The sequence below is a fragment of the Escherichia sp. WS33 genome (assembly GCF_046486385.1).
In the GTDB taxonomy this organism is placed as follows: Bacteria; Pseudomonadota; Gammaproteobacteria; order Enterobacterales; family Enterobacteriaceae; genus ECMA0423.
In genome coordinates, this window is sequence record NZ_JBJQLJ010000006.1 from 1 (window position 1) to 13,451 (window position 13,451).

Annotated in this window: 17 protein-coding genes; 4 read left to right on the forward strand and 13 right to left on the reverse strand. The window is 51.9% G+C overall.

Going from position 1 to position 13,451, the window contains the following annotated elements; genetic code table 11:
* From ACJHXA_RS06780 to fkpA, 9 genes are all read right to left on the reverse strand, one after another.
* Positions 1 to 337, reverse strand: a 337-nt coding sequence (locus ACJHXA_RS06780) for a GTP-binding protein (protein ID WP_000031698.1), incomplete at its 3' end; no start/stop codon positions are given.
* 70 nt (positions 338 to 407) lie between these two features.
* The gene (gene fusA, locus ACJHXA_RS06785) at positions 408 to 2,522 is read right to left on the reverse strand and encodes an elongation factor G (protein ID WP_000124700.1); all 2,115 of its coding nucleotides are present in this window, start codon (positions 2,520 to 2,522) and stop codon (positions 408 to 410) included.
* A 96-nt stretch (positions 2,523 to 2,618) separates the two neighbouring features.
* Positions 2,619 to 3,089, reverse strand: a complete 471-nt coding sequence (gene rpsG, locus ACJHXA_RS06790) for a 30S ribosomal protein S7 (RefSeq protein ID WP_001138043.1) — start codon at positions 3,087 to 3,089, stop codon at positions 2,619 to 2,621.
* Between the two features lie 96 nt (positions 3,090 to 3,185).
* Entirely contained in the window at positions 3,186 to 3,560 is a 375-nt protein-coding gene (gene rpsL / locus ACJHXA_RS06795; protein WP_000246815.1) for a 30S ribosomal protein S12, read from the reverse strand.
* A gap of 125 nt (positions 3,561 to 3,685) precedes the next feature.
* Complete coding sequence (gene tusB / locus ACJHXA_RS06800) at positions 3,686 to 3,973, reverse strand: sulfurtransferase complex subunit TusB (RefSeq protein ID WP_000903377.1); 288 nt, start codon at positions 3,971 to 3,973, stop codon at positions 3,686 to 3,688.
* Between the two features lie 7 nt (positions 3,974 to 3,980).
* Positions 3,981 to 4,340 (reverse strand): sulfurtransferase complex subunit TusC, encoded by a 360-nt coding sequence (gene tusC, locus ACJHXA_RS06805; RefSeq protein ID WP_000820720.1) that lies wholly within the window; start codon positions 4,338 to 4,340, stop codon positions 3,981 to 3,983.
* Positions 4,340 to 4,726: a sulfurtransferase complex subunit TusD gene (tusD, locus tag ACJHXA_RS06810; protein WP_001209689.1), complete on the reverse strand. Its 387-nt coding sequence runs from the start codon at positions 4,724 to 4,726 to the stop codon at positions 4,340 to 4,342. Before tusD ends, tusC begins: the two co-directional genes overlap by 1 nt.
* Complete coding sequence (locus tag ACJHXA_RS06815; RefSeq protein ID WP_000091461.1) at positions 4,726 to 5,448, reverse strand: transcriptional regulator; 723 nt, start codon at positions 5,446 to 5,448, stop codon at positions 4,726 to 4,728. The genes tusD and ACJHXA_RS06815 overlap by 1 nt, the downstream gene beginning before the upstream one ends.
* A gap of 166 nt (positions 5,449 to 5,614) precedes the next feature.
* Positions 5,615 to 6,427: an FKBP-type peptidyl-prolyl cis-trans isomerase gene (gene fkpA, locus ACJHXA_RS06820; protein ID WP_000838261.1), complete on the reverse strand. Its 813-nt coding sequence runs from the start codon at positions 6,425 to 6,427 to the stop codon at positions 5,615 to 5,617.
* 220 nt (positions 6,428 to 6,647) lie between these two features.
* Here fkpA and ACJHXA_RS06825 point away from each other — a divergent pair, with 220 nt between their 5' ends.
* Entirely contained in the window at positions 6,648 to 6,866 is a 219-nt protein-coding gene (locus tag ACJHXA_RS06825) for a protein SlyX (RefSeq protein ID WP_001153615.1), read from the forward strand.
* A gap of 48 nt (positions 6,867 to 6,914) precedes the next feature.
* Here the strand turns inward: ACJHXA_RS06825 and slyD are convergent, their stop codons facing one another.
* The 4 genes from slyD to kefG form a co-directional block, all read right to left on the reverse strand.
* On the reverse strand, positions 6,915 to 7,505 hold the full coding sequence (slyD, locus tag ACJHXA_RS06830) for a peptidylprolyl isomerase (protein ID WP_000861334.1): 591 nt from the start codon (positions 7,503 to 7,505) through the stop codon (positions 6,915 to 6,917).
* 94 nt (positions 7,506 to 7,599) lie between these two features.
* A complete protein-coding gene (locus tag ACJHXA_RS06835) occupies positions 7,600 to 7,800 on the reverse strand; it encodes a YheV family putative zinc ribbon protein (protein WP_001007730.1) in 201 nt (66 codons plus the stop codon).
* Positions 7,801 to 7,809: 9 nt separating this feature from the next.
* On the reverse strand, positions 7,810 to 9,615 hold the full coding sequence (gene kefB / locus ACJHXA_RS06840) for a glutathione-regulated potassium-efflux system protein KefB (protein ID WP_000399122.1): 1,806 nt from the start codon (positions 9,613 to 9,615) through the stop codon (positions 7,810 to 7,812).
* The gene (kefG, locus tag ACJHXA_RS06845) at positions 9,615 to 10,166 is read right to left on the reverse strand and encodes a glutathione-regulated potassium-efflux system ancillary protein KefG (RefSeq protein WP_001406614.1); all 552 of its coding nucleotides are present in this window, start codon (positions 10,164 to 10,166) and stop codon (positions 9,615 to 9,617) included. Before kefG ends, kefB begins: the two co-directional genes overlap by 1 nt.
* A gap of 130 nt (positions 10,167 to 10,296) precedes the next feature.
* On the opposite strand from kefG, the gene ACJHXA_RS06850 reads away from it, so the two are divergent.
* Genes ACJHXA_RS06850 through ACJHXA_RS06860 form a run of 3 tightly spaced genes read left to right on the forward strand, consistent with a single transcriptional unit; the run spans position 10,297 to position 13,444 of the window.
* On the forward strand, positions 10,297 to 12,210 hold the full coding sequence (locus ACJHXA_RS06850; RefSeq protein ID WP_000634798.1) for an ABC transporter ATP-binding protein: 1,914 nt from the start codon (positions 10,297 to 10,299) through the stop codon (positions 12,208 to 12,210).
* The gene (locus ACJHXA_RS06855; RefSeq protein ID WP_000057405.1) at positions 12,210 to 13,232 is read left to right on the forward strand and encodes a hydrolase; all 1,023 of its coding nucleotides are present in this window, start codon (positions 12,210 to 12,212) and stop codon (positions 13,230 to 13,232) included. Before ACJHXA_RS06850 ends, ACJHXA_RS06855 begins: the two co-directional genes overlap by 1 nt.
* Positions 13,226 to 13,444, forward strand: coding sequence for a YheU family protein (locus tag ACJHXA_RS06860; RefSeq protein ID WP_000907085.1), 219 nt, complete (start codon positions 13,226 to 13,228; stop codon positions 13,442 to 13,444). Before ACJHXA_RS06855 ends, ACJHXA_RS06860 begins: the two co-directional genes overlap by 7 nt.
* Positions 13,445 to 13,451 lie beyond the last annotated feature (7 nt).

Sequence of the window (13,451 nt, forward strand, 5' to 3'; positions counted from 1 at the left end):
TCGGGCCGTCAGTCGCAGCAACTACCAGGATCGCGCCGTCCATCTGAGCAGCACCGGTGATCATGTTTTTAACATAGTCGGCGTGCCCCGGGCAGTCTACGTGTGCGTAGTGACGGGTCGGGGTGTCATATTCAACGTGAGAAGTGTTGATGGTGATACCACGAGCTTTTTCTTCCGGCGCGTTATCGATCTGGTCGAATGCACGAGCAGCACCGCCGTAGGTTTTAGCCAGTACGGTGGTGATTGCAGCGGTCAGAGTAGTTTTACCGTGGTCAACGTGGCCGATAGTACCAACGTTAACGTGCGGTTTTGTACGTTCAAATTTTTCTTTAGACACGGCTATATTCCTTACTATAGTGCTCTCCCCTTCAGGAGAGAGCACGGGACTTTGGTATTAACCCTTAGGCTTATTTACCACGGGCTTCAATTACGGCCTGAGCAACGTTACTCGGCGCTTCATCATACTTCAGGAATTCCATAGTGTATGATGCACGACCTTTGGTCAGAGAACGCAGCTGAGTTGCGTATCCGAACATTTCAGACAGCGGTACTTCAGCGTGGATCTTAACGCCAGTAACTTCAGATTCCTGACCTTTGAGCATACCACGACGACGGCTCAAGTCACCGATAACGTCACCGGTGTTCTCTTCCGGAGTTTCTACTTCAACCTTCATGATCGGCTCAAGCAGAACTGGTTTCGCTTTCTTAAAGCCTTCTTTAAAGGCGATAGAAGCAGCCAGTTTAAACGCCAGTTCAGAGGAGTCAACGTCATGGTAAGAACCGAAGTGCAGACGAATACCCATGTCTACTACCGGGTAGCCTGCCAGCGGACCTGCTTTCAGCTGTTCCTGGATACCTTTATCAACGGCCGGGATGTATTCGCCAGGGATTACACCACCTTTAATGTCGTTGATGAACTCGTAGCCTTTCGGGTTTGAACCCGGCTCCAGCGGGTACATGTCGATAACAACATGACCATACTGACCACGACCACCAGACTGTTTCGCGTGTTTACCTTCAACATCGGTAACTTTCTGGCGGATAGTTTCACGGTAAGCAACCTGCGGTTTACCTACGTTCGCTTCAACGTTGAATTCACGCTTCATACGGTCAACGATGATGTCGAGGTGCAGTTCGCCCATACCCGCGATAATGGTCTGGTTAGATTCTTCGTCAGTCCATACACGGAAAGACGGGTCTTCTTTAGCCAGACGGCCCAGAGCCAGACCCATTTTTTCCTGGTCAGCTTTGGTTTTCGGTTCAACTGCGATGGAGATTACCGGCTCAGGGAATTCCATACGTTCCAGAATGATCGGCGCATCCGGGTCACACAGGGTGTCACCAGTGGTTACGTCTTTCAGACCGATAGCAGCAGCGATGTCGCCCGCGCGAACTTCTTTGATCTCTTCACGTTTGTTAGCGTGCATCTGAACGATACGACCGAAACGCTCACGTGCAGCTTTCACGGAGTTCAGTACGGTATCACCAGAGTTAACCACACCGGAGTAAACACGGAAGAAGGTCAGGTTACCAACAAACGGGTCGGTAGCGATTTTGAACGCCAGTGCAGAGAACGGCTCATCATCACTTGCGTGACGCTCAGCCGGAGTGTCTTTACCGTCGTCCAGGATACCGTTGATCGCAGGTACGTCAACCGGGGATGGCAGGTAATCAATTACCGCATCCAGCATCGCCTGAACACCTTTGTTCTTGAACGCAGAACCACAGGTTACCAGGATGATTTCGTTGTTCAGAACGCGCTGACGCAGAGCACCTTTGATTTCTGCTTCAGTCAGTTCTTCACCACCCAGGTATTTTTCCATCAGCTCTTCAGAAGCTTCAGCTGCGGATTCGATCAGGTTCTGGTGCCATTCGTTAGCCAGTTCAACCATGTCTGCCGGGATATCTTCGTATTCGAAGGTTACGCCCTGGTCAGCGTCGTTCCAGTTGATAGCTTTCATTTTCACCAGGTCAACAACACCGGTGAAATGTTCTTCAGCACCAATCGCCAGCTGCAGCGGAACCGGGTTCGCGCCCAGACGGGTTTTGATCTGGTTAACAACTTTCAGGAAGTTCGCACCCATGCGGTCCATTTTGTTAACGAACGCAATGCGCGGAACTTTATATTTGTTTGCCTGACGCCATACGGTTTCAGACTGCGGCTGAACACCACCAACTGCGCAGTAAACCATTACCGCACCATCGAGAACACGCATGGAACGTTCTACTTCGATTGTGAAGTCAACGTGCCCCGGGGTGTCGATGATGTTGATGCGATGCGGCTCATACTGCTTAGCCATACCAGACCAGAATGCAGTAGTCGCAGCGGAAGTGATGGTAATACCACGTTCCTGCTCCTGCTCCATCCAGTCCATGGTTGCAGCGCCGTCATGAACTTCACCGATTTTATGGTTTACACCGGTGTAGAACAGAATACGTTCGGTAGTAGTGGTTTTACCGGCGTCGATGTGCGCACTGATACCGATATTACGGTAGCGTGCGATGGGTGTTGTACGAGCCATTTGTTTCCTCGTTTATCTTTTAGGCGTTCAATTTAAGTAGCCCAAAGCGGGCTGCTTACTGGAAGCGCCCGCCTGGTGACTAAAACTCCGAAGGGATTACCAACGGTAGTGTGCGAACGCCTTGTTGGCTTCGGCCATACGGTGAACGTCTTCACGTTTCTTAACTGCAGTACCTTTGTTTTCTGCAGCATCAGAAAGTTCGTTCGCCAGGCGCAGAGCCATGGATTTATCACCGCGTTTACGAGCAGCTTCAACGATCCAACGCATTGCCAGAGCATTACGACGAACCGGACGGACTTCAACTGGTACCTGATAAGTAGAACCACCAACGCGGCGAGACTTAACTTCTACAGTCGGGCGCACGTTTTCGAGAGCTACTTCGAATGCTTCCAGTTCAGATTTACCAGAGCGCTGAGCCAGGGTCTCCAGCGCGCTGTATACGATAGATTCAGCAGTAGATTTTTTACCATCTACCATCAGGATATTTACAAATTTAGCCAGCAGTTCTGATCCGAACTTCGGATCCGGCAGAATTTTACGCTGACCAATGACGCGACGACGTGGCATGGAAATACTCCGTTGTTAATTCAGGATTGTCCAAAACTCTACGAGTTTAGTTTGACATTTAAGTTAAAACGTTTGGCCTTACTTAACGGAGAACCATTAAGCCTTAGGACGCTTCACGCCATACTTGGAACGAGCCTGCTTACGGTCTTTAACGCCGGAGCAGTCAAGCGCACCACGTACGGTGTGGTAACGAACACCCGGGAGGTCTTTAACACGACCGCCACGGATCAGGATCACGGAGTGCTCCTGCAGGTTGTGACCTTCACCACCGATGTAGGAAGTCACTTCGAAACCGTTAGTCAGACGAACACGGCATACTTTACGCAGCGCGGAGTTCGGTTTTTTAGGAGTGGTAGTATATACACGAGTACATACGCCACGTTTTTGCGGGCATGCTTCCAGCGCAGGCACGTTGCTTTTCGCAACTTTGCGAGCACGTGGTTTGCGTACCAGCTGGTTAACTGTTGCCATTAAATAGCTCCTGGTTTTAGCTTTTGCTTCGTAAACACGTAATAAAACGTCCTCACACAATATGAGGACGCCGAATTTTAGGGCGATGCCGAAAAGGTGTCAAGAAATATACAACGATCCCGCCATCACCAGGCCATCTGGCTGGAGTGCTTAACCGTAAGTCTGACGAAATCAGTATAGTCAATGGGAATAATGTCGTTCGAAATTTGACCAGTCAAACCGCGGGCAATAAGGTCTTCGTTCAGGGCATAGACCTTAATGGGGGCATTACGCAGACTTTCAAGGTAGCGGTTACCGTCAACTGCGGCAGTTACACCATCTTGCAATAATAGCAGTTCGTCGCCCTCACTGAGCAGACGCAGCAGCGCAGCAAAATCCGTCAGCCAGGGTGAACGATGTAATGTGTGCAGCATAAACGCCTCAAAACCTCAAAATAACATCGTAGTTGGCGAGTTCGCGGCGTAAGGCATCTGCTTCGAGCGGCGTGGCTTCGACAACAAAGGGTGTCTGCGGATCTAACCCGCGTTCGCGCAGTGAAGCCGCACAAACCCAGCACTGTTCAATGTCGTACAGACCCAACAATTTAAAAGTGGCAATGTAATCACGCGCCAGCACTGCATCGGGCTTTTGTCCTGACAGCAGCTGAAAAACGCCATCAGCGATAAAGAAGACGGCCAGATCGTCAGTTAATGCGGAAGTTGCCAGTAAAGCATCTAAACCTTCCCGACCAGCAGCTGTACCATGAGGTGCAGTAGAAAAAACAAACGCAATTCGTTTCATCAGAACTGTACCACCCTGTCACAGGTCAGCGAGGCTTCCGCCAGCGCCCCAAGTCCGCTTAAGGTAAATCCTGGCTGAAGGTTTGACGAAGCCAGCCCCAGCCTTCCTGCTTCAGTTTCATCGACGATACCGCGGCGTAACGCTGCCGCTACGCAGATATTCAGCGCCACACCATGTTGCGCATTCAACTGTTGCCAGCCGCGCACAAGGTCAAATTCGTCACTTGCCGGTGAGGTCAATTGGTTAGCGTTATAGACCCCTTCCCGATAGAAAAAGACGCTGCTTAACTCATGGCCTTCGGCTATCAGCGCCTGCGCAAACTGAAAAGCACTACTCGCCTGTTGCGTACCGTATGCTGGCCCGGTCACCACGATGGCAAAACGCATTACTTATCTTGCCCCAGGAAGTCGCCACTTTTGAACTGGCGAATATAGAGATAAACAGTATGTTTGGAAATATTCAGACGATCAGCAACCTGATTAATCGCGTCTTTTATGTCGAATATCCCTTTCTCGTAGAGATTCAATACGATCTGGCGATTTTTGGCGTTATTAGAAACATTGCGATCGGCATTCACTTCTTCGATGGTGAACTCCAGCGTTTGGGTAACCAGATCTTCTACAGAGGAAGCAAAGTTGACATTTGAGCCGACATCCGGCGTCTCTGGTGGCACGAAGGTGCTCATAATCTGCGAGAAAGGAACATCGAGGTTCATATTAATGCACAGCAGGCCAATTACACGCTGTTCGCGATTACGAATGGCGATGGTCAGCGACTTCATTAATACGCCGCTTTTGGCGCGAGTAAAGTAGCATTTAGAAACGCTGCTATCCGCTCCCGTCATATCGTGAAGCATACGTAGCGCCAGGTCGGTAATTGGCGAACCAATCTTCCGGCCTGTATGTTCACCGTTAGCAATACGAATGGCTGAACATTTTAAATCCTGCAAAGAGTGCAAAACGATTTCACAGTGGGAGCCAATGAGCATCGCTAACCCGTCCACCACCGCTTCGTAGGATTTCAGAATATCAAAATCGCTCTGGTCGAAAGGACGTTGATCCAGTAAATCCAACTCACTGGTTTCGTTGGTTAAAAGCGACCTGGACATGAAAAAAAACACTCCTTTTCAGGAGCCTGTCGTTAACTTTTCAGGGCAGGCTCATTAATGATGCGGGTAACTAAATTAATACAGCGGAGGTTCCGCTTTCCAGCACTAATTATATCCGGCCTGTAATAAAAAAACCGCCGCCTGGTCAGGCGGCGGTTCTTAATGCTTATTTTTTAGCAGAATCTGCGGCTTTCGCATCAGCTTCCGGCTTTGCATCAGCCTTCGGCGCTGGTTTCACATCCAGCAGCTCTACGTCAAACACCAGGGTAGAATTCGGTGGGATCCCCGGAACACCCGCTTTGCCGTAAGCCAGTTCTGGTGGAATAACCAGTTTGATCTTACCGCCTTTCTTGATGTTCTTCAGACCTTCTGTCCAACCCGGGATAACACCGTCCAGACGGAAAGAAAGCGGTTCACCACGGGTGTAAGAGTTGTCGAACTCTTTACCGTCGATCAGCGTACCTTTGTAGTTCACTACAACAGTATCGCTGTCTTTCGGTGCTTCGCCTTTACCGGCTTCTACTACCTGATAAACCAGACCAGTTGAAGAGGTTTTCACACCTTTCTCTTTGGCAAATTTCTCGCGGTACTCTTTACCTTTTGCTTCGTTATCAGCCGCGTCTTTTTCCATCTTCGCCTGAGCAGAAGACTTCACGCGAGCTTCGAATGCTTGCAGAGTCTGTTCGATCTCTTGGTCGGAGAGTTTGCTCTTATCAGCAAATGCATCCTGAACACCAGCGATCAGCTGATCTTTATCCAGTTTGATGCCCAGTTTTTCTTGTTCTTTAAGAGAGTTTTCCATGTAACGACCCAGCGAAGCACCCAGTGCATAAGCTGATTTCTGATCGTCATTTTTGAACGCTGCTTTGCTGTCAGCAGTTGTAGCAGGTTTTGCAGCTTCAGCAGCAAAAGTGATTGGTGCATGCAGGGCAACGGCCATTGTGGTCGCCAGCAGCGTTACTTTAAACAGTGATTTCATCCATATCTCCAGGATCGGGGCATCTCACCCCAGGGTTAACTATTATCAGAAGGGTACTATAAAGCGTTGTCGAACAAATCTACATACAGACACGCCCTATTATCATCTATTTTCAGACTCTTTTTGTTTAAATTAGTTTCGATGACCGCGAAATGAGTGCTGTCTCGGGCAGCAAAGTTAAGTAGAATCCGCGGCGACCATTCGACAAAAGAGGTGAATCATGCAGGATTTATCATTGGAAGCACGCCTGGCAGAGCTGGAGAGCCGACTGGCTTTTCAGGAAATCACCATTGAAGAACTGAACGTCACGGTGACCGCTCATGAAATGGAGATGGCGAAACTGCGCGATCATCTGCGTCTGCTGACCGAGAAGTTAAAAGCCAGCCAGCCGTCGAACATCGCGTCGCAGGCTGAAGAAACGCCACCGCCACATTATTGAGGCGTAAAAAAAGCGGGGATTCCCCGCTTTTTTGTCACCTTTTCGGTATTAGTGGCAACCACAACCGCCGTTGCCTTTACCGCCACAGCAGCCTTCGCCACCGTGTTCATGACCGTGATCGTGGCCATGACCGCCGCAGCAACCGTCGTGGTCGTGATCGTGGTGATGATCGTGCGCGCCGTGAACGTGGCCATGAGCCAGTTCTTCTTCGGTCGCTTCGCGAATCGCCACAACTTCAACGTTGAATTTCAGGTTCTGACCGGCCAGCATGTGGTTACCATCAACCACGACGTGATCGTCTTCAACCGCAGTGATTTCAACCGGTACCGGACCCTGGTCAGTTTCAGCCAGGAAACGCATACCTACCTGCAGTTCATCAACGCCCATAAATACGTCTTTAGGAACACGTTGCACCAGGTTTTCGTCGTACTGACCGTAAGCGTCGTTCGCGCCAACAGCGACATCAAATTTGTCGCCAACTTCATGACCTTCCAGCGCCGTTTCCAGGCCAGAGATCAGGGAACCGTGACCATGCAGGTAGTCCAGCGGCGCACTCACCGGAGACTCATCAACCAACACACCGTCTTCTGTACGTACCTGATAGGCCAGGCTGACCACCAGGTCTTTTGCTACTTTCATGATATCTCCTGAGCATGGGAAGAATAGTGGCGCAGATTGTAGCGGAATTCTGCAGCCGTGTACTCACTAGCTTAAAAAAACTCGGCGCATATCGCTAGTCCGGATGAAAAATCCCGATCACTTGCTCATCTTTGCGAACGTGATCGCGGGCTTCTTTGTCTGCTTCTCGCATCTGATGTCCGCACTTAACACATTCAACAATATCAATATTATTTTCGCGCCACATCGCCATTGAATCCTGCGCCTGACAGGCCGGGCATTTTGCGCCCGCAATAAAACGTTTTCGGATTGCCATCTTTACCCTCTACTCAAATTCATCCCAGCCGTCCAGCTGGCGTCGTTCTTGTTGCATTTCACGCTGGAAAATCTCTTCCAGTTCGCGTCGGGCTTCCCTGGCGCGAGAAATTTGTACGGTATCAGCATGCATCGGGATTAACTCCCGCAGCATTCGCATATCCAGGCGGCGAAAATGCAGTTGCGCCCGCTGTGCCTGATGCGGATGCATGCCAAGCGTGACCAGCGTCTTGCGCCCCAGCTCTAACGCACTGGAGAATGTTTCACGGGAAAACTGCGTCACCCCTGCCTGTAATAACTCATGCGCTTCCACACGTCCGCGCGCTCGCGCAAGAATATGCAAATGCGGAAAGTGCTGCTGGCATATTTCCACCAGCTTCATGGTGTCTTCCGGCTCGTTACAGGTAATGACGATAGACTCAGCGGCCTCTGCACCCGCAGAACGTAAAAGATCGACCTGCGTGGCGTCGCCGTAATAAACTTTGTAGCCATATTTACGCATCAGGTTAACGGCGCTGATATCCCGCTCCAGCACGGTAATGCGCATTTTATTTGCCATCAGCAAACGACCAATCACCTGACCAAAACGCCCGAAGCCCACGACAATGACCTGGGGTTTATCATCGTTGACCCACGGTTTTTCGTCTTCTTCTTCCGGTCCGTTAAACTGGCGGGATAGCCATTTATCCACCAGCTTCATCAGCAACGGCGTGGTCATCATGGAAAGCGTCACCGTCACCAGCAACAGCGCCATCTGGTCGCCCTGGAATAAACGTTGTGAAGAAGCGGTAGAAAAGAGGACAAAGGCAAACTCACCGCCCTGACTCAACACGCCAGCAAACTGCATCCGCTCTGAGCTACGCACGCCATACAATCGCGCCAGCAGATACAACACGAGAATTTTCACCGCCACCAGCACAACCACGCTTATCACTACCCACAACAGATGGGTATAAAGCACCCCGAGATTGAGCGACATGCCGACAGAGATAAAGAACAAACCGAGCAGCAAGCCTTTGAAGGGATCGATAGCCGTTTCCAGTTCATGGCGATATTCACTTTCCGCCAGCAGCACGCCCGCAATAAACGTACCGAGCGCCATCGACAGCCCCAGCGCGTCCATAAACAATGCGGAACCCAACACCAACAGCAGCGTCGCGGCGGTGAACACTTCCCGCACGCCAGAAGCTGCAATAAAACGGAATACCGGACGCAGTAAATAGCGCCCGCCAATCAGCATGCCGACAAACGCCAGCACCTTCATGCCGATCTTCATCCAGTCGAAATGTTCGTCTGCCGAACCCGCCAACAACGGCACTAACGCCAGTGCCGGGATCACCGCCAGATCCTGAAACAGCAGAACCGAAAACCCGAGCTGCCCGGATTCGCTGCGATTCATCCCTTTCTCACGCATCAATTGCAACGCCATTGCAGTTGAAGACATCGCAAGGCCAATGCCACCGACAACCGCCGCCTGCCAGGCGAAATCCGTCAGCATCAATAATCCCGCCAGCAACGCCGCGCTTAACAGCACCTGTGCCGCGCCTACGCCAAAAATCGAACGCCGCAGTTGCCAAAGTTTGGAGGGATTCAACTCAAGACCGATGATAAACATCAGGAATACCACGCCGAGTTCCGAAAAGTGGAGGATCTCATCGACGTCGCTAATAAACCCCAGCCCCCATGGACCAATTGCAATTCCTGCCAGCAAATATCCCAACACAGCGCCAATACCCAGCCGCGATGCCAGCGGCACCGCAGCCACCGCCGCGAAGAGAAACAGCACTCCTGCGAGTAAAAAATCGGAACCTTCCATCAGCGGCCTCCTGGAGACAGCGGATTTGCCAGCCAGTCACCGTAGGCTCTGGCGTGACTCGCCAGCTCCTGTGCGCTTTGCCGTCTCGCCCAGTAAATAATGATGGGACTTAACCAATGCATCCGGCACATGCCCGCCGCCAGTTCAAAGGGACGCAGAACATCGCTCATCGGGTAGCGATTCAATGCGTCATAACGGTAAGCACTTTCCGGCTCGCCGGTGGTAATCACGCTACGCCAGTACTTTCCCGCCAGTTGGTTTCCTCCCGGCCCGCTGGCAAAACCACGACTTAATACCCGGTCCAGCCACTCTTTCAGTAGCGCCGGGCAGCTATAGGTATAAAGAGGATGCTGAAAGACAATCACCTCGTGCTCGCGCAGTAATGCCTGCTCACGGGGGATATCAATAAAAAAATCGGAATAGTGCGCATAAAGGTCGTGCACGGTAACATTGCTGAGCTGCGTGGCCGGTTTAAGCAGTACCCGGTTTGCCACCGAGTCCTGAGATTCCGGATGGGCATACAGCAGCAAAACTTTCGCTGGCTGAGACATCATCCCCCTCCCGGTATGGTTTTTGTGTATAGTCGCTGTTTTGGGCTACCATTGCGCCCGGTGCGGCAGCTCGCCCATACATTACATTATCATAATGATAAGTTAACATAGTCTGAACATACGGCGCCTTATGATTGTTTTCTCCTCGTTACAAATTCGTCGCGGCGTGCGCGTCCTGCTGGATAATGCCACCGCCACCATCAACCCTGGGCAGAAAGTCGGCCTGGTGGGTAAAAACGGCTGTGGTAAATCTACCCTGCTGGCATTGCTGAAAAATGAAATCAGCGCCGACGGCGGCAGCTACACCTTTCCGGGAAGCTGGCAACTGGCGTGGGTGAATCAGGAAACGCCGGCGTTACCGCAAGCGGCGCTGGAATATGTCATTGACGGCGACCGTGAATATCGTCAACTAGAAGCGCAGCTACACGACGCCAACGAACGTAACGACGGGCACGCCATTGCGACCATTCATGGCAAGCTGGATGCTATTGACGCATGGAGTATTCGCTCCCGTGCCGCCAGCCTGCTGCACGGCCTCGGTTTCAGCAATGAACAACTGGAGCGCCCGGTAAGTGATTTCTCCGGTGGCTGGCGTATGCGTCTTAACCTTGCCCAGGCGCTGATTTGCCGTTCAGACTTGCTGCTGCTCGACGAACCGACTAACCACCTCGATCTCGATGCCGTTATCTGGCTGGAAAAATGGTTGAAGAGCTATCAGGGCACGCTGATCCTGATCTCTCACGACCGCGACTTCCTCGATCCGATCGTTGATAAAATTATTCATATCGAACAACAAAGCATGTTCGAGTACACCGGCAACTACAGTTCGTTTGAAGTACAGCGCGCCACCCGTCTGGCGCAGCAACAAGCGATGTATGAAAGCCAGCAGGAACGCGTAGCGCATCTGCAAAGTTATATCGACCGTTTCCGTGCCAAAGCCACCAAAGCGAAGCAGGCCCAGAGCCGCATTAAGATGCTCGAGCGTATGGAGCTGATTGCCCCCGCGCACGTCGACAACCCGTTCCGCTTTAGCTTCCGCGCGCCGGAAAGCCTGCCAAATCCGTTACTGAAGATGGAAAAAGTCAGCGCGGGCTATGGCGATCGCATTATTCTCGACTCGATTAAACTGAACCTGGTGCCCGGCTCGCGCATTGGTCTGTTAGGCCGCAACGGCGCGGGTAAATCGACATTAATCAAACTGTTAGCCGGTGAACTTGCGCCAGTCAGCGGTGAAATTGGTCTGGCGAAAGGGATCAAGCTCGGCTACTTCGCCCAGCATCAACTTGAATACCTGCGCGCCGACGAATCACCTATTCAACATCTGGCACGTTTAGCGCCGCAGGAGCTGGAACAAAAACTGCGTGACTACCTCGGCGGCTTTGGTTTCCAGGGCGATAAAGTAACCGAAGAAACGCGCCGCTTCTCAGGTGGGGAAAAAGCCCGCCTGGTGCTGGCATTAATTGTCTGGCAGCGTCCGAATCTGCTGCTGCTCGACGAACCGACTAACCACCTTGACCTCGACATGCGTCAGGCACTCACCGAAGCATTAATCGAGTTTGAAGGCGCGCTGGTTGTCGTTTCGCACGACCGTCATTTGCTGCGTTCCACCACTGACGATCTCTACCTGGTTCACGATCGTAAAGTCGAACCGTTCGACGGCGATCTGGAAGATTATCAACAGTGGTTGAGCGACGTACAAAAGCAGGAAAACCAGACCGACGAAGCGCCAAAAGAGAACGCGAACAGCGCCCAGGCACGTAAAGATCAGAAGCGTCGGGAAGCGGAGCTGCGTGCGCAAACCCAGCCGCTGCGTAAAGAGATTGCCCGTCTGGAAAAAGAGATGGAGAAGCTGAACGCGCAACTGGCGCAGGCGGAAGAGAAACTCGGCGACAGCGAACTGTATGACCAGAGCCGTAAAGCGGAGTTGACCGCCTGCCTGCAACAGCAAGCCAGCGCCAAATCCGGCCTGGAAGAGTGCGAAATGGCGTGGCTGGAAGCCCAGGAGCAGCTTGAGCAGATGCTGCTGGAAGGCCAAAGCAACTGATGGCGCAGATAACGACGACCGATGCCAATGAATTTAGCAGCAGTGCTGAATTCACCCCTATGCGCGGCTTTAGCAATTGTCATCTACAAACTATGCTGCCGCGTTTGTTTCGTCGTCAGGTGAAATTCACCCCGTACTGGCAGCGGCTGGAGTTGCCCGACGGCGATTTTGTCGATCTCGCGTGGAGTGAAGACCCCGCACAGGCGAAACATAAACCGCGTTTAGTGGTGTTTCACGGGCTGGAAGGCAGTCTCAATAGCCCTTACGCCCACGGTCTGGTTGAGGCGGCGCAAAAGCGCGGCTGGCTGGGCGTGGTGATGCATTTTCGCGGATGCAGCGGTGAACCAAACCGTATGCACCGCATTTACCATTCGGGCGAAACCGAAGACGCCAGTTGGTTTTTACGCTGGCTGCAACGCGAATTTGGTCATGCGCCAACGGCTGCCGTCGGCTATTCGCTCGGCGGTAATATGCTGGCCTGTTTGCTGGCAAAGGAAGGCAATGATCTCCCGGTTGATGCGGCGGTGATTGTCTCTGCGCCGTTTATGCTGGAAGCCTGTAGCTATCATATGGAAAAGGGCTTTTCCCGCGTTTATCAGCGTTACTTGCTAAACCTGTTAAAAGCCAATGCCGCACGCAAGCTGGCAGCCTACCCCGGAACACTGCCGATTAATCTCGCGCAGTTAAAATCGGTACGTCGCATCCGTGAATTTGACGATCTAATCACCGCCAGAATTCACGGCTACGCTGACGCTATCGACTATTATCGTCAGTGTAGCGCCATGCCGATGCTGAACCGGATCGCCAAACCTACGCTGATTATTCACGCCAAAGACGATCCGTTTATGGATCATCAGGTGATCCCGAAACCGGAAAGTCTCCCCCCGCAGGTTGAGTATCAACTGACTGAACATGGCGGTCATGTTGGCTTTATTGGCGGTACATTACTTCATCCGCAAATGTGGCTGGAGTCACGCATTCCTGACTGGTTAACAACGTATCTGGAGGCGAAATCATGTTGATTCCGTGGCAAGACCTCTCCCCCGAAACGCTGGAAAATTTAATTGAAAGCTTTGTGTTACGTGAAGGCACCGATTATGGTGAACATGAGCGTACACTTGAACAGAAAGTCGCCGACGTCAAACGCCAGCTACAGTGCGGAGAAGCGGTGCTGGTATGGTCGGAGCTGCACGAAACGGTCAATATTATGCCGCGCAGTCAGTTTCGCGAATAACCTGCAA

Excerpts from the sequence above, each read along its gene's own strand:
- fusA (WP_000124700.1), bottom strand. The coding sequence starts at position 2,522 with ATGGCTCGTACAACACCCATCGCACGCTACCGTAATATCGGTATCAGT.
- rpsG (WP_001138043.1), bottom strand. The coding sequence starts at position 3,089 with ATGCCACGTCGTCGCGTCATTGGTCAGCGTAAAATTCTGCCGGATCCG.
- rpsL (WP_000246815.1), bottom strand. The coding sequence starts at position 3,560 with ATGGCAACAGTTAACCAGCTGGTACGCAAACCACGTGCTCGCAAAGTT.
- tusB (WP_000903377.1), bottom strand. The coding sequence starts at position 3,973 with ATGCTGCACACATTACATCGTTCACCCTGGCTGACGGATTTTGCTGCG.
- tusC (WP_000820720.1), bottom strand. The coding sequence starts at position 4,340 with ATGAAACGAATTGCGTTTGTTTTTTCTACTGCACCTCATGGTACAGCT.
- tusD (WP_001209689.1), bottom strand. The coding sequence starts at position 4,726 with ATGCGTTTTGCCATCGTGGTGACCGGGCCAGCATACGGTACGCAACAG.
- ACJHXA_RS06815 (WP_000091461.1), bottom strand. The coding sequence starts at position 5,448 with ATGTCCAGGTCGCTTTTAACCAACGAAACCAGTGAGTTGGATTTACTG.
- fkpA (WP_000838261.1), bottom strand. The coding sequence starts at position 6,427 with ATGAAATCACTGTTTAAAGTAACGCTGCTGGCGACCACAATGGCCGTT.
- ACJHXA_RS06825 (WP_001153615.1), top strand. The coding sequence starts at position 6,648 with ATGCAGGATTTATCATTGGAAGCACGCCTGGCAGAGCTGGAGAGCCGA.
- slyD (WP_000861334.1), bottom strand. The coding sequence starts at position 7,505 with ATGAAAGTAGCAAAAGACCTGGTGGTCAGCCTGGCCTATCAGGTACGT.
- ACJHXA_RS06835 (WP_001007730.1), bottom strand. The coding sequence starts at position 7,800 with ATGGCAATCCGAAAACGTTTTATTGCGGGCGCAAAATGCCCGGCCTGT.
- kefB (WP_000399122.1), bottom strand. The coding sequence starts at position 9,615 with ATGGAAGGTTCCGATTTTTTACTCGCAGGAGTGCTGTTTCTCTTCGCG.
- kefG (WP_001406614.1), bottom strand. The coding sequence starts at position 10,166 with ATGTCTCAGCCAGCGAAAGTTTTGCTGCTGTATGCCCATCCGGAATCT.
- ACJHXA_RS06850 (WP_000634798.1), top strand. The coding sequence starts at position 10,297 with ATGATTGTTTTCTCCTCGTTACAAATTCGTCGCGGCGTGCGCGTCCTG.
- ACJHXA_RS06855 (WP_000057405.1), top strand. The coding sequence starts at position 12,210 with ATGGCGCAGATAACGACGACCGATGCCAATGAATTTAGCAGCAGTGCT.
- ACJHXA_RS06860 (WP_000907085.1), top strand. The coding sequence starts at position 13,226 with ATGTTGATTCCGTGGCAAGACCTCTCCCCCGAAACGCTGGAAAATTTA.